This window comes from Allochromatium vinosum DSM 180, from assembly GCF_000025485.1.
GTDB classification, from domain to species: Bacteria; Pseudomonadota; Gammaproteobacteria; order Chromatiales; family Chromatiaceae; genus Thermochromatium; species Thermochromatium vinosum.
In genome coordinates this window covers 266,943-289,777 of the sequence record NC_013851.1, presented here as the reverse complement: position 1 = coordinate 289,777, position 22,835 = coordinate 266,943, and the positions used below count along the sequence as shown (strand labels likewise).

General features: G+C 62.3%; 10 protein-coding genes. 6 read left to right on the top strand and 4 right to left on the bottom strand.

The window, feature by feature from the left end:
- Positions 1 to 15 precede the first annotated feature (15 nt).
- The 3 genes from ALVIN_RS01220 to ALVIN_RS01210 all read left to right on the top strand — a co-directional run bounded on the left by ALVIN_RS01220 (position 16) and on the right by ALVIN_RS01210 (position 6,367).
- Positions 16 to 3,087 (top strand): hybrid sensor histidine kinase/response regulator, encoded by a 3,072-nt coding sequence (locus ALVIN_RS01220; protein WP_012969483.1) that lies wholly within the window; start codon positions 16 to 18, stop codon positions 3,085 to 3,087.
- Between the two features lie 140 nt (positions 3,088 to 3,227).
- Complete coding sequence (locus ALVIN_RS01215) at positions 3,228 to 4,556, top strand: ABC1 kinase family protein (protein ID WP_012969482.1); 1,329 nt, start codon at positions 3,228 to 3,230, stop codon at positions 4,554 to 4,556.
- A 110-nt stretch (positions 4,557 to 4,666) separates the two neighbouring features.
- A complete protein-coding gene (locus tag ALVIN_RS01210; protein ID WP_012969481.1) occupies positions 4,667 to 6,367 on the top strand; it encodes a cation:proton antiporter domain-containing protein in 1,701 nt (566 codons plus the stop codon).
- Between the two features lie 36 nt (positions 6,368 to 6,403).
- Here ALVIN_RS01210 and glmS read toward each other — a convergent pair whose 3' ends face one another.
- Positions 6,404 to 8,218: a glutamine--fructose-6-phosphate transaminase (isomerizing) gene (gene glmS, locus ALVIN_RS01205; protein WP_012969480.1), complete on the bottom strand. Its 1,815-nt coding sequence runs from the start codon at positions 8,216 to 8,218 to the stop codon at positions 6,404 to 6,406.
- Between the two features lie 254 nt (positions 8,219 to 8,472).
- Between glmS and wecB the strand changes: the two genes are divergently transcribed.
- Positions 8,473 to 9,603, top strand: a complete 1,131-nt coding sequence (gene wecB / locus ALVIN_RS01195; RefSeq protein ID WP_012969479.1) for a non-hydrolyzing UDP-N-acetylglucosamine 2-epimerase — start codon at positions 8,473 to 8,475, stop codon at positions 9,601 to 9,603.
- An 8-nt stretch (positions 9,604 to 9,611) separates the two neighbouring features.
- On the opposite strand, the gene ALVIN_RS01190 is transcribed toward wecB, so the two are convergent.
- The 3 genes from ALVIN_RS01190 to ALVIN_RS01180 all read right to left on the bottom strand — a co-directional run bounded on the left by ALVIN_RS01190 (position 9,612) and on the right by ALVIN_RS01180 (position 14,818).
- Entirely contained in the window at positions 9,612 to 10,928 is a 1,317-nt protein-coding gene (locus ALVIN_RS01190) for an HlyD family type I secretion periplasmic adaptor subunit (protein WP_012969478.1), read from the bottom strand.
- A gap of 9 nt (positions 10,929 to 10,937) precedes the next feature.
- Positions 10,938 to 12,671, bottom strand: coding sequence for a type I secretion system permease/ATPase (locus ALVIN_RS01185; protein WP_012969477.1), 1,734 nt, complete (start codon positions 12,669 to 12,671; stop codon positions 10,938 to 10,940).
- Between the two features lie 191 nt (positions 12,672 to 12,862).
- Positions 12,863 to 14,818 (bottom strand): sensor histidine kinase, encoded by a 1,956-nt coding sequence (locus ALVIN_RS01180; protein WP_012969476.1) that lies wholly within the window; start codon positions 14,816 to 14,818, stop codon positions 12,863 to 12,865.
- 178 nt (positions 14,819 to 14,996) lie between these two features.
- Between ALVIN_RS01180 and ALVIN_RS01175 the strand changes: the two genes are divergently transcribed.
- Together ALVIN_RS01175 and ALVIN_RS16410 are read left to right on the top strand one after the other, a co-directional pair.
- Positions 14,997 to 15,722 carry a response regulator transcription factor gene (locus tag ALVIN_RS01175; protein WP_043795464.1) on the top strand — a complete coding sequence of 242 codons (726 nt, stop codon included), beginning with the start codon at positions 14,997 to 14,999 and terminating at the stop codon, positions 15,720 to 15,722.
- Positions 15,723 to 15,899: 177 nt separating this feature from the next.
- A complete protein-coding gene (locus ALVIN_RS16410) occupies positions 15,900 to 22,775 on the top strand; it encodes a DUF4347 domain-containing protein (protein WP_012969474.1) in 6,876 nt (2,291 codons plus the stop codon).
- Positions 22,776 to 22,835: the final 60 nt, after the last annotated feature.

Here is a 22,835-nt window from a genome sequence, read left to right as displayed (position 1 = left end):
GGCCGGAGTTCACCCGTGGATCCGCGACTGAGCATTCCGGACCTGTTCTTCTTGTTCGCGCCCGACGGAACCATCCTTGAGTTTCGCGGGCCGACCGACAGGCTCTATGTCCCGCCCGAACAGTTCATCGGCAAACATCCAGGCGAGGTGCTGCCGCCCGATGTCGCGGCGCTGTTCGACAGATATCTCGCCGCCGCGGTCGAGCGTTCCGAGCTGGTCAGCTTCCAGTACGTCCTTCCCCTGCCCGATGGTCCGCGCGAGTTCGAGGCGCGTATCTGCCCGCTGAACACCAACGCCCAATTCCTGGGTGTCGTGCGTGACCTGACCAACGCGCGGCGACTCGCCGAACGCGAATTGCTGATCGAGACCATGTTCGCCCAGACCACGGACTCCATCGCGCTGGTCGATCCGGAGACCGGGCGTTTCCTGGCCTTCAGTGATGCGGTCTATCGTGATCTCGGCTACACACGCGAGGAATTCGCCTGCCTGTCGATCACCGATATCCAGGCCGAACAGGCGTCCGAGGAGATCGCTGCCAACATTGCCGCCATCCTGAACGCGGACATCGGCGGCTTCGCAACGCGCCATCGTGACAAGGAGGGCCGCATTCACGATGTCGAAATCAACTTTCGGCGCGTCATACACGATGGCCGAACACTGATCTCCAGTGTCTGGCGCGACGTCACCGAACTGAAGCGGCAGGAGCGCGAGCGCCTGGAGACGGCGCGCGAGCTGGAAGCCTATCGCGGACATCTGGAGGAACTGGTCGCCACCCGCACCGCCGAGCTGGAAGCGGCCAAGGTCGCCGCCGAGGGCGCCAACCGCGCCAAGAGCGCCTTCCTGTCGAACATGAGCCACGAGATCCGTACCCCGATGAACGCGATCATCGGCTACTCGCATCTCATCCGGCAGGAGCCGCTCACCCCGCGCCAGACCGAGCAGTTGAACCGACTCAACGACTCGGCCCAGCATCTGCTCCAGATCATCAACGACATCCTGGATCTGTCCAAGATCGAGGCCGAGAAGCTCACGCTCGAAGCCCGCGACTTCGAGCCGGCGCGCGTGCTCGACCATGTCTTCAATCTGGTCGCCGATCAGATCCAGGCCAAGGAACTGAACGTCCTGGTGGATCTCGATCATGTGCCGCTGCGGCTGCATGGCGATGGCGTCCGCCTCGGTCAGATCCTGCTCAATCTGATCAGCAACGCAGTCAAGTTCACCGAACGCGGCCAGATCGCCATCGCGGTCTACCCCATGTCCGTGCCGCTGGCCGGCGCGGCCGACCCCGAGACGCTGTGGCTGCGCTGGACGGTCCGCGACACCGGCATCGGCATGACCGCCGAGCAGCTCGCGCGCCTGTTCCGCGCCTTCGAGCAGGCCGACGGCAGCACCACGCGCCGCTATGGCGGCACCGGGCTGGGACTGGCCATCAGCAAGCGTCTGACCGAACTCATGGGCGGTCGGATCGGCGCGTCCAGCCAGCCGGGCACGGGCAGCGAATTCTGGCTAGAGATCCCCTTCGAACCGGCGCGTGAACCGGCCCACCCCGACCCCAAGCTCGAAGATCTGCGCGGACGCCGCGCCCTGGTGATCGACGACCATCCCGAGGCCCGCGCCATCCTGATCCATCTGCTCGAAAGCCTGGGCCTGCGCGCCGAGGCGGTCGCCGGCGGTCTGGAGGGCGTATCGGCCGTCATCGAGGCCGATCGACGCGGTGATCCCTATCATCTGATCACCATCGACTGGAAGATGCCGGACATGGACGGCCTGGAGACGGTCCGGCGTCTTCAGGCGCTGCCTGTGCGGTATCACCCCGAACTGCTCATGGTGACGGCCTATGGCGATCAGCTTCCAGACAGCTGCCGCGAAGACATGGGCGCCATCCAGGTGCTCGCCAAACCGGTGACGCCCTCTGGTCTGCACGATGCGCTGGCGGCAGCCCTCCAGGGCGCACGGGATCTGCCCGTCGTTCAGGATCGGGTCGACACGCCCGCCGATCATGGCGAGCGCCTGCGCGGTGCGCGCATCCTGGTCGCCGAGGACAACGAGATCAACCAGGAGGTCATCCTCCAGTTGCTCCAGGCTACCGGTGCGCGCGTGACGCTGGCCGAGAACGGCCGGGAAGCCCTGGAGCAGGTGTGCGCCAACGCCTATGATCTGGTGCTCATGGACGTCCAGATGCCGGTCATGGACGGACTGGAAGCCACGCGCGCCATCCGCGCGCGAGCCGAGTATCGCGAGCTACCGATCCTGGCCATGACGGCCAACGCCTTCGAGAGCGACCGCCGGCAGTGCATCGAGGCGGGCATGAACGATCACCTCGCCAAGCCCATCGAGCCCGAACGACTGACCGAGACGCTCGCGCGCTGGCTGCCGCACGTACTGGAACGCACGGCGGACATTCAGCCGGCGCCGCGAACCGAGACCCGCAATGCCCCCCCGCCAACGAGCCTTGTGGACAGACAGGCGCTGGAGTCGATTCCAGGACTTGACCTGGAGCAGGGACTCAAGCCCTTGCGCGGTAATCTGGCGCTCTATCTGAGGCTGCTCGGTCGCTTCATCGACCAGCATCGTGCGGATACCGACCAGCTGGCCGAGCATCTGGGGCGGGGCGATCTGGCCGCACTCGAACACGAGGCGCATCAGCTCAAAGGGTCGGCCGCGACGCTCGGCGCGCATGTGCTGCGCGATCTGGCCCAGACTCTGGAGCAGTCGGCACGCGCACATCAGCCCAGCGAGCGACTCCAGCCCGTGCTGGAGCTGCTCGCCGCCGAGCTGGAGGCCTTGACCGGGCACCTGTGCGCCGTCCTGCCTCACCTGGACGCCGACCAGCCGCCGGCCCCCGCCGCGCCGGCGGACGACCTGGATCGTGCCCGACTGAACACCGTTCTGACCCAGCTCGCCGAGTTGCTGGCGGATCATGACACGGCGGTCAACGACCTCTTCGAGCAGGTGCGTCCGCTGCTGCGCGCCGCCTTCGGTGAGACCGCCAACAGACTGGATCGTCAGATTCGCGGCTTCGACTATGAGCAGGCGCTGGAGACACTGCACGCGGTCCGGATGACCGACGAAGACTCTCGGGATTGAACTTTTCCGGGAATCGCCTTCAAAGTCTGTGTTTCATCGCGTTCGGCGATCCGGGTCGAGTCCTGCTGGACCGCTCGTGATCCGTCTGCATCCGCCACCACCACATCCTCTGTGGTCCAGCCTTCACGGAACCTCGCTCCATGTCACAGCACCCCGAATCACGCGGTCTCGCCGTCCCCAGCCGGCGTCTGAGCCGACTCTGGCATCTCGGTCGCGCCACCGGCGATCTGGCCGCCGGCATCGGCGTCAAGGGCCTGATCGATCTGGCACGCACCCGCGCCGGCGGTCAACCGGCCCGCATCCAGCTCTCGCCCGAGCACACCCGCCGTTTCACCGATCGTCTGGCGCGGATGCGCGGGGCGGTGATGAAGATGGGCCAGCTCATGTCGATGGACGGCTCGGACATCTTCACGCCCGAGGCCGCTGAGATCATGAGCACATTGCGCGAGCGCGCCGAGCCGATGCCGCTGAGTCAGCTCTCGCGCGTGCTGGAGACCGAGTACGGCGCGGGCTGGGACAAGCGGTTCAAGCGCTTCGAGTTCACGCCGATCGCGGCGGCCTCGATCGGTCAGGTCCATCGCGCCGAGACCCGCGACGGCCGGCGGCTGGCGCTCAAGATCCAGTTCCCCGGCGTGCGCGAGAGCATCGACAGCGACATCGCCAATCTGGCCATGCTCGGGCGCTCGTTCGGGATGGCGCCCAAGGGCCTGGACATCGCGCCCTTTCTGGAAGAAGCGCGGCGTCAACTGCATCGCGAGGCCGACTATGATGCGGAAGCCGAGGCGCTGGAATCCTATCGCGTCTGGGTGGGGGACGATCCGGATTTCCATATCCCGGCCGTGCATCGCGATCTGACCACGCGCAACATCCTGGCGATGGATTTCGCCGAGGGTGTGCCGGTCGACCGGCTGGCCGGTCCCGAGTATCGACGCGCCGAGCGCGATCGGGCCGCGACGCTGTTGATGCGTCTGACGCTGCGCGAACTGTTCGAATTCGGGCTGGTGCAGACCGATCCGAACTTCGGCAACTATCTCTATGACGCGGCGAGCGGACGCATCGTGCTGCTCGACTTCGGGGCGACCAAGCCGGTCGCGCCCGAGCTGGTCGAGCAGTATCGCCGGCTGGCCGCTTCAGCGATCAGCGGCGATCGCGCCGGGATGCGCGCGGCCTCGGTCGCGCTCGGCTATGTCGGCGCCGATGATCCGGATGAGCACGTCGAGGCGATGATGGATCTGCTCGAACTGGCCTCCGAGCCGCTGCGTCATCCGGGACACTACGACTTCGGCCTCTCGGATCTGTTCGAGCGCATCTACCATCGCGGGCGCGCGCTCTTTCACTCCGGCGTCTTCAGCACCGCGCCGGCGCCCGAGACGCTGTTCCTGCATCGCAAGTTCATGGGATCGTTCATGCTGTCGCGCCGTCTGCGCGCACGTGTGGAGTTGTGCGAGATGGCACGCGCCTGTCTCTAGACCAAGAAGTGCGACATTCAGGCCGTTCTGGTGCATCGCACCGATCCTGTCTAAACTGACACGCTTTGCGCCAAAGCGCTCCACAGCGCCAGTCCGGCCCGAATCTCGTCATGGAACTGCATAGCTTCATCCTGTCGGCCATCGTGCTCCTGACCGCCGCCGCACTCTCGGTGACGCTGTTCAAGCATCTGGGACTCGGGTCCATCCTGGGTCTGCTGGTCGCGGGCGTGGCGGTCGGGCCGCACTCGCCCGGCCCCTATGTCACGGCTCACGTCGAGGACGTGCGCAACTTCACCGAGCTGGGCGTGGTGCTGCTCCTGTTCATGATCGGGCTGGAGATGCAACCCAAGCGGCTCTGGGCGCTGCGCCGCGAGGTCTTCGGGCTGGGCACGGTGCAGATCCTGCTCTCGGGTCTGGTGATCGCGCTCTATCTCTCCATCTACGCGCCCTCCTGGCCGGTGGCGCTGCTCATGGGTCTAACGATGGCGCTCTCGTCGACGGCGCTGGTCATGCAGCTCCTGCACGAGCGCGGCGATCTGAGCACGCGCCATGGCACCACGGCCTTTGCGGTGCTCCTGATGCAGGATCTGGCCGTGGTGCCGCTGCTGGCGATCGTGCCCCTGATGTCGGACCTCGGGCGCGCGGCCGATGAGGTCTCGCTTGGCGAGCAGCTGCTGCATGTGGTCGCTCTGGTCGGACTGGTGCTGGTCGCCGGGCGCTATGTGGTGCCCTTCGCGCTCGACCGGCTGCTGCGCCAGAACAATCGCGAAGCCTTCGCGCTGGTGGTGATGCTGGCGGTCTTTCTCGCCGCCTGGGCCATGCACGAGGCCGGGCTGTCGATGGCGCTCGGCGCCTTCATGATGGGAATGCTGCTGTCGACCACGCGCTTCAGCTTCCAGATCCAGGCCCATGTCGAGCCCTTCAAGGGTCTCCTGATGAGCCTGTTCTTCGTAGCCGTCGGCATGTCGATCGATCTGCCGGCGATCGCCGACCATCCCTGGCTGCTCGCCCAGCATGTACTGGTGATCCTGGCCATCAAGCTCGCGGCGCTGTTCGGGATCGCGGTCGTCTTTGGACTGCCGCGCGGGGTGGCGACGCGCGTGGCCTTCCTGCTGGCCCAGAACGGTGAGTTCGGCTTCGTGCTCTTCGGCTTTGCCAAGACGCTCGGACTCATCGACGATGCGACCTTCGTCATTGCGCTCAGCGTGATCTCGGTGAGCATGATGTTGACGCCGATCCTGGTACGCATCGGCGATCAGGTGGCGCGGCGGCTCGAACGCCGCCCGGGGCCGATCCAGTCGTTCGACGAGGCGACCACGGGCGTGGTACCCAAGGGGCGTGTGGTGATCGGCGGCTATGGGCGTGTAGGACACACCATCGCCACCCTGTTGGAGGTCAATCAGATCCCATTCATCGCCTTCGACACCAATCCGGCCAATGTCGAGCATGGCGTGCGTGATGGCCGGCCTGTCTACTATGGCGACATCGGTGACATGGAACTGCTGACGGCGGCGCATGTGGAGGGCGCCTCGCTCGTCGTGCTGACCATTGACCACGGGCCGACGGCCCATCGGGCCGTCTCGCATATCCATCAGGCGTATCCGTATGTGCCTGTGATCGCCCGCGCGCGTGATCTCGACGCCTGCGGCAGCCTGATCCGCGCCGGTGCCACCCGCGCTTATCCCGAGGCCATCGAGAGCAGTCTGCGGCTCGGCGCCGAGGCGCTGCAGATGCTCGGGGTCTCGACCGAAGACGTGGATTCGCTGCTCAAGGGTGTGCGTGGACAGAACTATGCGCAGGTGGTCGATTAGACAGAACCAGGCACGTCCACCGGCGCCCCACTCCGCTCACTCCACCGTCACGCTCTTGGCCAGGTTGCGCGGCATGTCGACATCGTTGCCGAGCCGGATGGCGATCTCCATGGCCAGCAGTTGCACCACCACCAGCATCTCGAAAAATTCCAGCATCGGGTGTTCGAACGCGCGGATACGGATCAGGTCGTCGGCCAGCTCGAAGTCCTCGGTGCTGATGGCGATGATGGTGGCATCACGCGCCGAAAGCTCCTCGACGTTGCTCTTGATCTTGTCGTAGAGGGTGCTGCGCGCCATGAGCGCGATGGTGAACAGCTCCGCGTCGGCCAGGGCAATGGGGCCGTGTTTCATTTCGCCGGCCGGATAGCCTTCGGCGTGCAGGTAGCTGATCTCCTTGAGCTTGAGGGCCCCTTCCAGTGCCAGCGGATAGAACAGGTCACGCCCGATGAAGAAGAAGCCATGTCCGTGCAGATAGCGCTTGGAGAGCCGATGCAATCGTTCGTGCACCGGCTTTTGTACCCGCACGACGTCCAGCGTGCGGCGCATGGCGGCGATCTCTTCGACCCGGCGCGCGGTATCGAGTGTGTCGCGCGACTGCGCCCAGTAGAGCGCGAGCAGCCACAGGGTCATCACCTGGGCCGAGAAGGCCTTGGTCGAGGCCACGCCCTTCTCGATTCCGGCACGCAACAGCAGCGTTTGTGAAGCCTCGCGCACCATGGAACTGTTGTCGACATTGCACAGGGCCAGGGTCGCCAACCCCTGGGCCTTGGCCAGCTTCAGAGCCTCCAGGGTGTCGGCGGTCTCACCCGACTGGGAGATGACGACGAACAGTCCGCGCGGATCGAGTACCGGGTCGCGATAGCGGAATTCACTGGCGATCTCGACCTTGGCCGGCACGCGCGCCAGACGTTCCAGCAGATAGCTGCCGGCGAGGGCGGCGTGATAGCTGGTACCGCAGGCGCACAGTGTCACCGAGCTGAAATTCGCCAGCCAAGCGGACGGGAACTCGTCCAGGGTCACGGCCTCGTCGCGCAGGCGACCGGTGAGGATGTCGGCGAGCACCTGCGGTTGTTCGTAGATCTCCTTCTCCATGAAGTAGCGGAATCCTTCCTTGCGTGCGGCCAGGCTGCTCGCCGGCAAGGGCAGGAGACGGGGTTCGACCACTGCACCAGTGGCGTCGAAGAGCTGGAGTCCGTCAGTGCCGGCCACGCCCCACTGACCGTCCTCCAGATAGACCGCCGTCGCGCACACGCCGACCATGGCGGCATCCGAGGACGCGAAGTGACAACCATCTGCCGCCAATCCAATCTGGAGTGGGGAGCCCAGACGCGCGAAGAAGACGTGTCCCGGCAGCGTTTCGCTGATCAACAGGATGGCATAGGCTCCGCGCAAGGCGGCAAGCGTGTCGCGAAACGCCGCCAGGGCGCCGCTCAGTCCCGGTTGCTGTTGCGCCAGGCGCTGCTCGAACAGATGCACGATCACTTCGCTGTCGGTCTGGCTCAGGAAGGGGGTGTCGACCGAGTCACGCAGGGCGAGGTAGTTTTCGATGATGCCGTTGTGCACCACCTGGCTGTGGGTCAGACCGTGCGGATGGGCGTTGGCCTCAGTCGGCTTGCCGTGGGTGGCCCAACGGGTGTGGCCGATGGCGGTCACGGGTCCCGAGGAGCGGTAGTCACCCACCTTGGCGACCAGATTGTCGAGTTTGCCGACGGCTTTGAAGCAACGCAGTGCGCCCGCTTCCAGTACGGCGAGGCCCGCCGAATCATAGCCGCGATATTCCAGCTCGCGCAGTCCCGCGAGCACGATCGCGGTGGCTTCTTGCGCGCCGATGTAGCCGACGATTCCACACATTTCAAAATCCTTGCATCAACACTCAGAAAAGTGCCCATCAGGCAGGGTACGGCATTTTGCCATGAACAACATCCGAATGATCAGGGAATCGCCGGCTCGCAACGTCTCGATCTGTGCCACACTCAACCTGATTGATTGGGCGGCCTGCCCGATCGCGAACCGATGCTCCGTGGGTTTGCAGATACGGCGGATAACCTGGATCATCCAGCCAATATCGAACGCTGTTCCGAGTCAGTATTCAGGATGACAATGCTATGCCTATGCCTTTGATCGATATCATCGCCGGCGCGCGCCCGAACTTCATGAAGATCGCGCCCATCATACGGGCGCTCGAAGCCCGCCAGGCGGCTGGTGGTTCACTTCGGTATCGCCTGGTGCATACCGGCCAGCACTATGACAGCCGGATGTCGGGCGACTTCTTCGCGCAACTCGGGATTCCGGAGCCTGCCGTCAATCTGGAGGTCGGCTCTGGGAGTCAGGCGGAACAGACTGCCGCGATCATGACCCGCTACGAACGTCTGTTGCTGGAGGCGCCATGCCGGCTGTGCCTGGTGGTGGGCGACGTGACCTCGACCATGGCCTGTGCCATCGCGGCGCAGAAGCGCTGTATCCCGGTCGCCCATGTCGAGGCGGGCATTCGCTCGGGCGATTGGACCATGCCCGAGGAGATCAATCGGATGGTGACGGATGCGATCACCAACTGGTTCTTCACCACCAGCGAGGTGGCCAATGCCAATCTGCGCCGGGCGGGCGTGGATGAGTCGCGGATCTTTTTCGTCGGCAACACCATGATCGACAGTCTGCTGGCCAATCTGCCGCGACTGCGCCAGCCGCCCTTTTGGGATGAATTGGGCTTGCGGGCGGGTGAATATTTCGTGCTGACGCTGCATCGTCCGGCGAATGTCGATCGGGGCGATGGCTTTGCGCGTCTGCTGGCGGCGATCGGCGCTGGGACGCGCGGCTTGCCCGTGGTCTTTCCAGTGCACCCGCGCACGGCCAAGACCCTGCATGAATTGGGTGAGGTGCCAGCAAACGTGCAGCTGGTCGATCCGCAGCCCTATCTGGAGTTCAACTATCTGGTGCGCTCGGCCAAGGCGGTGATCACGGATTCAGGCGGCATCACTGAGGAGACGACGGTGCTGGGTGTCCCCTGCCTGACTTTGCGCGATTCCACCGAGCGCCCCGAGACCGTGACCATCGGCACCAACGAGCTGATCGGCACCGACCCGGCTAAACTCGGGCCGGCGCTGGATCGGCTCTTTGCGGGTGAATGGAAACGGGGCACCATTCCAGAGAGGTGGGATGGACAAACAGGGCCGCGTATCGTGGCGGCATTAGAACAATTGTTGCATCTTGGACGGACCAGCAATTCACACGCAATGTAATAACACTATCATTCTTCCCTGAAAGCCTTTGCCAGACTGTCAGTGAAGGGGCGGACCAAATAATCGATGAAGGTACGCTCGCCGGTCTTGATCATGGCTTCTACCGGCATTCCAGCCTGAAGTGTCAATCCTTTCAGTTTAGCCATTCCATCGTCTGTAACCTGGATGCGTGCCAGATAGTAGTACTGCCTGGTCGACTCGTCTAAAAGCCGATCGGCTGAGATGGTCAATACCCGCCCCTGGACGACTGGTGTAGTGCGGGTGTTAAAAGCACTCATGCGCAGATCCGCCTCTAACCCAGGCGAAACGCGATCGACGTCGATCGGCTGAACGCGTGCCTCGATGATAAGCGATTCGTCCTCTGGAACGACGTCGAGAATATGATCACCGGGACGGATGACTCCTCCGATGGTATGCACACTGCTACCGACGATAGCACCAGCCGCGGGTGAGCGGATAACAGTGCGTTCCAACGTCTTACCAAGCGCACGCATGCGCTCGCGCAAATCAGCAAGTTGCGTCTCTACGTCGCGTAACTCCGTAACGACCTCGCTGGTGAACTTGCGCTTGAGCTGAGCAATCTGGATCTCGGTTTCACCGATTTGGATACGTGCAGCAGCGATGTCAGACCGATGCTGGGCACGTTCGCCCTCCAGTTCGGCTGAAAGCCGTTCGTATTCGCGCAGCGTGCGCTTATCGCCGAGTCCCTTGTCGAAGAGATTGAGCAACCCGTCAATCTCCTCTTGATAAAGGCCGATGCGCTTAGTCTTGGTCGCAATCAAAGCCTCGAGGCCACGGATCTGCTCTTGCAATTGATCGCGGCGTTGATCGAGCACTTCTTTCTCGCCATCGAGCGATTGACGACGGGCAAGGAATACGCGCTGCTCACCGGTGATCGCCTCAGCGATGCGCATATCGCCTTGGGCAGCGATCAGCTCATCAGCGAACGGGATCTGGGTGAGACCATCGCGCTCGGCAATCAGCCGCGCCTCCTGCGCGCGCAGCGCCAGATACTGACCACGAGCAATCTCGAGCCGAGCACTAGCCTCCGTATCGTCGAGCCGTACCAGCACTTCACCCTCTTCCACCCGATCACCCTCACGCACCAGGATCTCACTGACGACACCGCCATCGAGATGACGCACGATCTTGCGTGCCGACTCGACCGCAACCACGCCAGAAGCCACGGCAGCCCCATTGATTGGCGCAAGGAACGCCCAAGATAAAAAGCCCCCCAAAGCCAACAGCAACAAGAGCAAACCGGCAAGCCGCTCAGGCTTGTCGTTGGTTGGCAGGGGTGCTGAATCAGCAGTAGTGATATCCATAGCGCCTCATCAACCAGCAGCCTGGACAGAAATTGCGCCTGTGGCCGGACGCGAAACAGCCGTCGGTCGCGCAAACTGGGCTAATACCTGATCGCGTGGTCCAAACATTTCGACATGCCCTTCACGCAGCACCAGGATCTTGTCGACTGAGCCCAGAAGGCTGGGACGGTGTGTGATGATGATGACTGTGGTTCCCTCAGATTTGAGCTGGGCAATGGCTTTAACCAGTGCCAACTCACCTTGATCGTCGAGGTTTGAATTGGGCTCGTCGAGTACGATGAGAACAGGTTTATCATACATGGCACGTGCCAGACCAATACGCTGACGCTGGCCACCCGAGAGCACGGCTCCACCTTCACCAATGGGAGTGTCGTAGCCCTTGGGTAGACGCAGAATCATCTCGTGGACCTGAGCACGCTTGGCGGCAGCTACTACCCGCTCTGGATCGACTTCACCGAAGCGTGCAATGTTTTCGCTCACAGTTCCATCGAAAAGCTCGATGTCCTGAGGCAGATAGCCAATATATGGGCCGAGCTCATCGCGATTCCAGTGATTGATGTCAGCCCCACTCAGACGTACCTTACCCGCTGCCACTGGCCAGACACCGAGCAACACGCGCGCAAGACTCGATTTTCCGGCAGCGCTGGGACCGATGATACCGATGACTTCTCCAGCCGCAATATCGAACTGCACACCACGTAAAACAGTTAGAGTCGATCCTGGCGGAACGGCCAGCACACCCTCGAGCGAGACCCTTCCATCCGGGGCTGGTAGCGGCATGAAACGCGGACGCGGCGGAATGGAGTTCAGCAGATCATGCAAACGTTTGTAGGCTGAGCGGGTTGCGAGAAAACCCTTCCAGCCACCGATCAACTGGTCGATGGGACCGAGCGCGCGACCTAGCAGAATAGAAGCCGCGATCATACCGCCAGGACTTACTTCCTGCTGGAGCACCAGATAGGCTCCCAGCCCCAAGGTCAGTGACTGGAAGAGCATACGTAAAATCTTACTGCTATTGGATAAAAAAGCGGCGCGATCACTGGCCAGCGCTTGGAGCCGTAGCGCTTCGCGGTGGCGCTCGAGCCAGCGGCCATGGATACGCGGCAGCATACCCATGGCCTCGAGCGCTTCGGTGTTGCGCAAATTGCCGCCAAGATAACTACGTGCACTGATGACGAGTCCATTGGCCTTGCTGAGTGGCTTGCTCGTTGACATTTCATTGGCGACTGCAAGGCTGAGGAGTACGACGCCCGCGAAGATCGCAAATATACCAATCAATGGATGCAACAGGAAAAGCACGCCGATATAGATTGGCATCCAGGGCGCATCGAAGAATGCAAAGAGGCCATTCCCAGTCAGAAACTGACGCAGGCTGCTGAGATCATCGATCGGCTGAGTTCCGGCCCCGCGCCCATCACGCAACCTGGCATCGAACATCGCACCGAACAGACGCGGATGGAGTTGCATATCCAAGCGTGCGCTGACTCTTACCAAGATGCGCGAGCGCAGCACTTCCAGTAGACCCATGACCACAAACAGCCAGACTAACAGGAGTGTCAGCATGATCAGTGTCGACTCGCTACGGCTGACCAGGACTCGATCATAGAGTTGCAGCATGTAGAGGGCCGGGGTCAGCATCAACAAATTGATGAAGAGACTAAAAAAACCGGCAAAGAGAAATGAGTCGCGACTCGCCTTGAGAGCAGAACGCAACTCGTCGTCGGTGCGGTGATGTGGTTTCACGAGTGGCCTGCCGGTTTGATCTGTGGATGAGTCATTAAGAGCCAGGACTACGGCAGCAAGGCGTAGACGCGGCATGTATATATGCCTTAAGTGCCGTAACGATCACACGAAACGGGACGCACCAGGTATCTGGACGGAATTGCGGATTATAGCCCAGTGTTGCTCAGTGGGCGACCTGCTGAACGTACGGCTCACATCGGATGCAGCGGCAGACGGATCTCAAAAGTTACACCACCCATCAGACTGTCGTCTCCCATCCGGAGATGGATACCCCCCCCGTGCACCCGCGCGATCTCCCGACAGATGAACAACCCCAGTCCCGTGCCACGAATACCACTAATCCGACGCCCACGCTGGAATTTGTCGAAGATCCGCTCGGCCTCCTCTGAGCTGATCCCTGTCCCTAAATCCGAGACCATCAACGACAGGCTCTCGCTATCCTCATCGGCGCGCACCGTCAGACACACCTCCCCCGGTGGCGCATATTTGAACGCATTGTCGATCAGGTTATTTAGCGCGATGCGGATCAAAAAGGGATCGAGCGACCAGAATGGCGGTGCCTCCGACGGATCGACCAAAAAAATATGCCGTGGTGAACGCGCAACCAAACGTGACACTTCCGCGATCAATGGCTCGATCGCCGTGACTCTCACACTCGCCTCGAAAGCACCGCGCTCCAGCAAATCATTATTGAGATAGTTGGCGATCAGTTGCGCCAGACTACCGGTAGCTCGACGGATCTGATCGACGCGCCTGCGCAGATCCAATCCATCGGCCGGCGGCACCGCAGTCAAATTTGTCGCCACGGCATCCACGATCGCCAGCGGCGTGCGAAACTCATGGCTCAGCATATCGACCAGGTGACGCTGCTCCAGACGCAGGCGCCGCTCGAACTCCAGCGACGCGCGCAGTTTCTCCTGAGCACGCACCAACTCGGATGTGCGCAGACGCACTTCGCCCTCCAGCCGTCGCTCGGCCGCCCGCGCCGCGTCGAGCGCCTGATCGCGCGCCACCGCCATCGCACAATAATGCCGGCGGATCCTCAGTGTCTGCGCTACGGCCGAGATGGTCAGAAACAGCGGAATGACGACGATCCAGACGCTCATCAGTGTCGAAGCCTGACCCAGTATTCCGAGCAGCACCAGCAACAGAGGTACGACCACCGACACATAGATCACAAAAGCCGTCAAAATGGCCAGTTCATAGATCCCCGCATGCTCGCGCACACGTATCAATGCCACCCAAACCCCCATTACAGCCGCCAGCGCATGGAGCAGATATAACGGTCCCATGAACTCGCCATAGCGATCTATGGCTAGACTCAGCGGCGCCAGTACAAAGAGTCCAGTGGCAACCATCAGACAGCGATCGAGCCAGCGCTGGCGTGTGCCTCGTGTCAGTAATTCGCGCATCATCCAGCAGGCGCTGGCCAGCATCCAGGTCGAGATCCAACCCACGGCATGGCTCGCCACACGCGGTTGTGACGGCCATAGCCACTCGGCCAAAAAGCCCTTTGTTGCGGCCATGGCCAGCAGGTTGAATGAACCGACCAGCGCGATGATGGCTAGCTCACGATTCCTGAACACCACGGCCAGAAGTGCCATCAAGACCGTCAGCATTGCAAAGGCGCCCAGATGCAGGCCCCACGCTAGCGTACGATGCGTATCTGCCGCCACGAAGGCGCCCGGCTCCCAGAGCGTCAGAATACCCACCATCGAACTGGCGCTCTGTAGACGCAAAAAAATCGGCCCCTGGCCATCCGGGCGGAGCGAAAAAACGAAATGTCGATGCGTAATGGCTCGCTCGGCAAATGGTCGCCAATCACCCGCGTGCTGTACACTCCATTGCGACCCGTCGTTCTGGTAGAGATCGACTGTATCAAGATAACTCGGTGCCACTTCCAGCCACCAATCGTGCTGACCAGGTGCGAGTGGCGGTGGTTCGAAGCGTAACCAGACGGCCGCGCGCGTATAGCCCAGCGCCATCACACCGCACAGCGGCATAAAGGAATCGGCCTTGAGCGCCATGACCTCCTCGACCCCAAGCGCACCCGAATCGTCCAGATAGAGTCCATAGCGGAGGTCGCTGCCCAAGCGCCATCGGCGCTGCTCTTCGCCAGCCTGTCCAGGTCCGCTCCAGAGCAGCATAACGAGCACGAAAAATGTCAATCCTTGAAGGCAACGCTTCGATGAAGATCGCATTGGAGGTTTTGCGCCAGTATCAGCCTGTTCGTAACCGTGAGAAATCGTGAATTTTAGTGAATAGCCAACCCGGCCCATGCCGTCTAGCCTGATTCACCAATCCTTACCGCTGTTCTGGTTCAAAATGGATACGCTTCCACACACACATCGCCCGACCATCGCTATTGTCGAGGACGAAGCGGATCTGCGCCTCAATCTCGAACTCTTTCTGCGCAGTTGCGGCTATCCGGCCTGGAGCGTCGGTTCCGCCGAAGCGCTCTACAAACACTTGGTCACTCGCCCGACCCAGATCATCATCGTCGATATCGGTCTGCCCGGCGAAGATGGTTTCAGCCTCATCGAGCATCTCGCAGCCGCCAACCGCTACGGCCTGATCGCCATGACCGCGCGTGGCGCGACCGCCGACCGCATCCAGGGTCTCAAGCGTGGTGCTGACCTATATTTTGTCAAACCGGTCGATCTCTACGAACTGGAGGCCGGCATCGAGTCAGTACTTCGGCGACTGAACCAAATCAGCCGACGCCGCGGCGAGGACCAACCCGACCCCTGGGTCCTGGATCTATTCGACAGTAGCCTGCATGCGCCCAACGGTGAGGCGGTCGCACTCACCGCACGTGAGATCGAACTGCTTGCCTATCTCATGTCGCGCCCAGGCGAAATCATCGGTAAGGAAGATCTGCTGCTGCACCTCAGCGGTTCGACAGCCATGGACGATTTCCACCGCATCGAAACCCTGCTATACCGATTGCGCAAGAAAGCCGAACAAACGCTTGGCCTGGGACTTCCTGTGCGTTCTGTGTTCGGGCGTGGCCTCAGCTTCATTGGCCCCGCACACATCAAACGACTCTGAATTGTGAAAATTTGTGAGTTACAGTGAATGGCAAACCAAGGTATCCGCGTCCATCGTTAGCCCAAAGGCGCTGTGCATTGATCAGCTCTCGCTTGATCGCTGACGAGCCCGCCAGCCCCATGTCGACCAAGCCATGCTCCAGTCGTTTCCACACCCCATCGTATCCTGAGGATCGTCATGACCACCAATGTCGCCGCCCTGTCCAGCGCCCTCTATTTTATCGCTAGCGATCTGAGCGATCTCGACACCCTGCTCACGAGTCTGCCGCCAGAGGCGGATGTGCATCTGCTCGATCCAGAGGTGGACGGACTGGCGCAGATCCTGGCGACGCTGGAGGGACGCGCCGGACTGAGTGCCATCCATGTCGTCACCCACGGCGCTTCGGGACGGGTGGATCTCGGCAGCCTGAACCTTGATGGCGCGATGCTCGAGACACGGGCCGAGGATCTCGCCGTGCTTGGCCAGCACCTTGGTGAAGACGGAGACATCCTGCTCTATGGCTGTAATGTGGCTGAGGGCGAGACCGGCGCCGCCTTCGTCGCGCGGCTGGCCGAGCTGACGGGGGCGGACGTGGCGGCCTCGGTGGATGTGACCGGCGCGGCGGCGCTGGGCGGGGATTGGGAGTTGGAAACGACAGTCGGCGTCGTTAACACGACACCTCTAACATCGCCCAACTATGATGCATTGATGGCCGCCATCACGATTTCGAATCTCGACGATTACTCAAATTATACGGAAGGTGATGGAATTGTTGCTCTCGACAACGGTGATATCGCCTTCGCTGGCGGTACGGATTATTCCGGTGGTTATCTGCAGTTTGAGATTACAAGCGCAGCCTCGGGTGAACGTCTTGCGCTTCAAACGGATGCTACGCCATCTGATGTGGATGGCGAGATTTCTATTGTTGGAACCACAGTCTATCGCGGCACAGGAAGCGGCCATGAGATCATTGGCAGCGTCGATGCGACACTGAACGGGCAGAATGGACAGCCACTGCGAATCAATTTTTCCAACGTCTTCGAAAACGGTGATTTCCAGGATGATGCGCTAAACTCTACAGCCATCACCGGCTGGACAACGCAGCTCAATGAAGGGCGTAGTGGCGAGCGGGTTAGGCTTGATGGTGTCTATCAAATCGCTGGCCAATCAACACCTATCGATACCACCTATCCGACAAATAACGGCTCCATTGGTGATAACACAACAGGCGGCACTTTTAATCAGTCAGCCTATGTTGCTGACCATGATTCAAATTCCAATTATGAAGTTCGCTTAAACACTGGCTCGTCCTCGATCAACCAAAGCTATGGTGTCATCCGCGGCCCTTATGTCTATAGCAACGGCACGGTCTCACTCCAGCAGGGTGATTCGGTCTCCTTTTGGTGGAAAGCCCTAGCCGGCGGTGATGCTTATGACGCCTATGGTTATCTCATCGATGTCAATACCGGAAACACTATCACGATCCTCGATGAGACAGGCAACTCAGAGACCGGAGGCACGAGCGGAGCAACCGAGACGATCGTGATTAGCGCTGGACAAGAAGGCGTTTACCGATTTGTGTTTGTCGCGGGTTCCTATGACTTTACCGGCGGTAAAGCTCTTGGCGGCGAGCTTCTCATCGATGCTGTTACGGTCACGCAAGCTAATCCTCCAGGATCTATCGATGACTTTGATATCAGCGCCATCGCTCAAAAAATCACTTATGAAAATACAGCAGATGACTTTGTCTCTCTGCCTTTAACGCGCACCCTCACAATATCTGTCGAGGATGGCTCGGCGAATGTCGGCACAGCAACAAGCACCATCACCGTGACGGGGCAGATCAATGACGCCCCCAGCTTCACCAGTCCCGCAACTCTAAGCACCATCGCTGAGGATACTGGAAATCCCACGGGCAGCACGGTCTCGGATCTATTCGATGCACTCTATTCCGATCCAGACGAAGACTATGTTCCAGCCGATACACTGGGCGGCATCGTCGTGGTCGGCGACGCCAGCGCCCCGAGCGAAGGAACTTGGGAATACTCCACCGATGGCGGCTCCGGTTGGCAGGCGGTCGGCTCAGTCTCCGCAAGCAACGGCCTGCTGCTGAGCGCCGCCTCGCTGCTAAGATTCGTGCCGGCGCCCGACTATAGCGGTACCCCAGGCGCGCTCTCTGTTCACGCGGTCGACAGTACCTTCGGCGGCAGCTATACCAACGGCGCCTCGCGCGCGACCTTCGATGTCACCAGCGACGACAGCGCGGCCGAAACCTCGGCGGTCTCGGCCTCCGCCGTCACGCTCGGCACCTCGATCACAGCGTCCAATGATGCCCCTGTACTCACCCCAGGCACCGGCCAAGATTTGACCTCGATCACCGAGGATGACACCGGCAACACCGGCCAGACCATCGCCAGCCTCCTGGCGACCATCACGGATCCCGACCCGGCGAACGCTGGAACCGCCTCGATCGAACAGGGCGTGGCAATCTATGCCACAGCCATCACGGGAACCGGCAGCGGTGTTTGGCAATACCAAGTCGATAGCGGTTCTTGGACGCCCTTTGGCACGGTCTCCGAAACCAGCGCCCTGCTGCTGAAGGACACCGACAAGGTGCGCTTCGTACCGGATACTCTGAACGGCACCACCGCCAGCTTCAGTTATTACGCCTGGGACCAAGCGAGCGGTAGCGCCGGCAGCACAGCCGATGTCACCAGCCGTGGCGGCGACACCCCCTTCTCGCTGAACGGCGATAGCACGAGCATCATGGTCACCGACGTCGTCGACCCACCCACGCTCGATCTGGATGCCGACGATTCCAGCAGCGCCACGGGCAACGACTACCAAACCACCTTCAAGGCGCGCGGCACCGAGGTGGCGGTCGTCGACAGCGACATCACCATCACGGATCCGGACGGCTCCATGATGACCGAAGCCCGGGTCGCCATCACCGGCGGAGCCTTTGACAACCTCTTTGGCACCGACTACGAAACGCTGAGCGCGCGCGCCGCTGGGGCCGGAAGCGCAACCATCACCAGTTTCAGCGCCCCGTCGGGCGCGACCCTGACCATCACCGGCAACGGCACCCCAGAAGTCATCATCAGCGGCGCAGGGACATTGGCCGACTACCAGTCAGCGCTGCAAACCATCTTCTACAACAACGCCAATACCAGCCCCTTCAACGGCGATCGCACCCTGACTGTCACCCTCACCGACGACAGCGGCGAAGTGGCCACCGCCGATACCACAGTCAAGGTCCAGTGGGTGCCGGTCGTCGACCTCAACGGCTCCAGCGACGACTCGACCAATCGCGACTACACGGTCGCCTACACCGAGGATGACCCTGGTCTGGTCATCGCCAATCCCACGGCCACCATCACCGACCAGGATGGCAACATCGTCAGCCTGACGCTCACGCTCACCAATCCACTCAACGGTGCAGAGGAGTATCTCTATCTCGACCCGACCCAGGAGGCTAATCTCGCGGGCGACGGCATCACGCTGACGGGCAACGGAACACATGAACTCACCTTCACCGGCAGCGGCGACGCCACCATCTTCCAGTACTATCTGCGCGGCGTGAAATACCTCAACACCGCCGAGGATACCGATACCAGCGCGCACCGCATCGTTGTCGTCAATGCCACGGACAATGATGGCAATGACAGTCTCGCCGCTACCGCCACCATCACGATGGCGCCGATCAACGACGCTCCGGCGGGTGCCGACAAGACGCTGACCATTAACGAGGACAGCGCTCACACCTTCTCCCAAGCCGACTTCGGCTTCACGGATTCCAACGACCTCCCGCCGAACAGCCTGCTCGCCGTCAAGATTACCAGTCTGCCGGCGCTGGGCAGTCTCACGCTCGCCGGCAACGCGGTCAGCGCCGGGCAGTTCGTCAGTGCCGCCGATATTGCGGCCGGCGAACTCGTCTACACGCCTGTCAGCGAGGGGAGCGGCAACGACTATGCCAGCTTCACCTTCCAGGTCCAGGACAATGGTGGTACCGCCAACGGTGGTGTCGACCTCGATGCGAGCGCGAACACCATCACGATCGACGTCGATCCGGTCAACGATGCCCCGGTGCTCAGCGGTTCCGGTTCCAATCTGACGACCATCGACGAAGATGCGACCAGCAACACCGGCCACCTGGTCTCGTCGCTGATCCCCGGCATCAGCGACGTCGACCCAGTCAACCTGCAAGGTATCGCCATCCATGCGACCAGCAACGCCGGTCCTGGCGTCGGCACCTGGCAATATCAGCTCGCCGGCAGCAGTACCTGGATCGCCTTTGGTGCGGTCTCTGAGAGCGGCGCCCTGTTGTTGAAAGACACCGACAGCGTGCGCTTCGTCCCTGACGCTCAAAACGGCACCACGGCCAGCTTCGACTACTATGCCTGGGATCAGTCGGCGGGCAGTGCCGGAACGACCGCTGACGTGAGCACGACGCGCGGTGGAACCAGTGCCTTCTCTCTGGATGGCGCCCGCGCGAGCATTGAGGTCACGGACGTCAATGACGCCCCGACCCTGGACCTGGATGACGACGGCTCCGGCACGGGCTTCACCGCCATCTTCCGTCCGCGTGGTGATGCGGTGGCCGTGGTCGATGACGATCTGGTCATCGCCGACGTCGATACCGGCGACACCCTGAGCGGCGCGACGGTTACGATCACCGCCGGTGATCGCGACAACGACTTCATTCTTCAGGAAACCCTGTCATCCAGCTTGGGCGAGAGCTACGCCGGCAGCCTGGGCACCTTGACGATCAGTGGCAACGGGACCGAGACACTGACGATCAGCGGCGCGGGCACGCACGCCGAGTACGCGACCCTGTTGCAGAGCGTGCGCTATCTCAACAGCAACCCCTCGGCGACGGCGGGAGACCGGCAGGTGACGATCAGCGTCACCGACAGCGCCGTCACCGAGCCGGGTCAGGCGCGCAGTGCCAGTGCCGTGACCACCATCCAGACCCCCTGGACGCCGGTGATCGACCTCAACGGCCCCGGTGGAGCGGGTCGCCACCACAGCGTCAGCTACACCGAAGGCCAGGGCGCACTCGCCATCGCCACCGCCGACAGCACCATCACCGACCAGGACGGCAACATCGCGCACCTGACCGTGACGCTGCGCGACGGCGCTCCCACGGGCGGCACCACCGAATCGCTCGGCATTGCTGCAAGCCTGATCAGCACCCTCGCCGGGCTTGGCATCACCACCACCCAGACCAACGCCTGGACGCTGGAGTTTGATGGCCCCAAGGACGTCAGCTACTACCAGCTGGCACTGCGCGGAGTGCGCTACACAAACACCTCCGAGGCCCCGGCGGGCACGGCCACCGTCACCGTCACCCCGACCGACGCCGGGACGGGCGCCCTGGTGGGCGTAGGGGCCACCACCACCATCAACTTCATCGGCGTCAACGACGCCCCCACGGGGAGCGTCACCCTCGACGGCACGCCAGCGGAGTTGCAGACACTGACGGCCAACACCAGCGCCCTGGGCGACCTCGATGGCCTCACCGGCGCCAGCTACGCCTATCAATGGCAGGTCAGCGCCAATGGCGGCACCAGCTGGAGCGACCTGTCCGGGGCCACCGGCGCCAGCCACGCGCTCGACGACACCCTCGGCGGCAGACAGGTACGGGTCCAGGTCAGCTACACCGACGATGCCGGCTTCACCAACACCGTGGCCAGCGCCGGGCAGGCGATCACCAACGTACGCGACAGCTTCCGCCTGACCGAGGGTCCAGACACCTACGATGGTCGCGCCAACCCCATCGCCCAGGTGATCGAGGCGCTCGGGGGCAACGACACCGTCCAGGGGGGTGCAGGCGATGACCGGCTCTATGGGCAGGACGGTGACGACAGCCTCAACGGCCAGTATGGCGACGACGTGCTCGACGGCGGGGCCGGCAACGACCGCCTCACGGGCGGACCGGGGACCGACACCGTACTCGGCGGCGACGGTGACGACTGGCTCGGCGGCGGCTTTGGCAACGACCGCCAGGAGGGCGGAGACGGCAACGACGTGTTTGCCGGCAACCCGTCTGGCGACGACGTGCTCGACGGCGGGGCCGGTGAGGACCGCGCCGACTACAGCGAATCGAGCGACGCGGTGCGAGTGGACCTGCGCCAGAGCGGCCCGCAGTGGATCAGCACCGCCAGCGGTACCGACACCCTGATCAGCATCGAGCAGCTGACCGGCAGCGCCTACGCCGACACCCTCACCGGCAACACGGCGGCCAACCGCCTGGCGGGTGGCGAGGGTGACGACACCCTCAGCGGCCAGGAAGGCGACGACTGGCTCGACGGCGGGGCCGGCAACGACCGCCTCACGGGCGGACCGGGGACCGACACCGTACTCGGCGGCGACGGTGACGACTGGCTCGGCGGCGGCTTTGGCAACGACCGCCAGGAGGGCGGTGCCGGCAACGACGTGTTTGCCGGCAACCCGTCTGGCGACGACGTGCTCGACGGCGGGGCCGGTGAGGACCGCGCCGACTACAGCGAATCGAGCGACGCGGTGCGAGTGGACCTGCGCCAGAGCGGCCCGCAGTGGATCAGCACCTACAGCGGTACCGACACCCTGATCAGCATCGAGCAGCTGACCGGTAGCGCCTACGCCGACACCCTCACCGGCAACACGGCGGCCAACCGCCTGGCGGGTGGCGAGGGTGACGACATCCTCAGCGGCCAGGAAGGCGACGACTGGCTCGACGGCGGCGCCGGCAACGATTGGCTCGGCGGCGGCTCCGGCACCGATATCCTTACCGGCGGGACCGGTGTCGACACCTTCGTCTTCGACACCGTACCGACTATCAGCAACATCGATGTCATCACCGACTTCAACCATGCCGAGGATGTCATCGCCCTCTCCAGTGCCGTCTTCACCGCCTTCACCGGGCACGAGGGAGAACGGGTCGGCCAGAACGCCAACCTCTTCTACAACAACTTCAGCGGCACCCTCTACTACGATGCCGATGGCAGCCAACCCGGCAGCGCCGTGGCCTTCGCCATCTTAGGTCAGGACACCCACCCGGTGACCTTCGATACCGTCCTCATCATCGCTTGACATTGAGCATCCAGGTACGCCAACGCGCGTACCTGGATATTTGCCGCATTCGATCAAAAC

Excerpts from the sequence above, each read along its gene's own strand:
- ALVIN_RS16410 (WP_012969474.1), top strand. The coding sequence starts at position 15,900 with ATGACCACCAATGTCGCCGCCCTGTCCAGCGCCCTCTATTTTATCGCT.
- wecB (WP_012969479.1), top strand. The coding sequence starts at position 8,473 with ATGCCTATGCCTTTGATCGATATCATCGCCGGCGCGCGCCCGAACTTC.
- glmS (WP_012969480.1), bottom strand. The coding sequence starts at position 8,218 with ATGTGTGGAATCGTCGGCTACATCGGCGCGCAAGAAGCCACCGCGATC.
- ALVIN_RS01180 (WP_012969476.1), bottom strand. The coding sequence starts at position 14,818 with ATGCTGCTCTGGAGCGGACCTGGACAGGCTGGCGAAGAGCAGCGCCGA.
- ALVIN_RS01175 (WP_043795464.1), top strand. The coding sequence starts at position 14,997 with ATGGATACGCTTCCACACACACATCGCCCGACCATCGCTATTGTCGAG.
- ALVIN_RS01190 (WP_012969478.1), bottom strand. The coding sequence starts at position 10,928 with ATGGATATCACTACTGCTGATTCAGCACCCCTGCCAACCAACGACAAG.
- ALVIN_RS01210 (WP_012969481.1), top strand. The coding sequence starts at position 4,667 with ATGGAACTGCATAGCTTCATCCTGTCGGCCATCGTGCTCCTGACCGCC.
- ALVIN_RS01215 (WP_012969482.1), top strand. The coding sequence starts at position 3,228 with ATGTCACAGCACCCCGAATCACGCGGTCTCGCCGTCCCCAGCCGGCGT.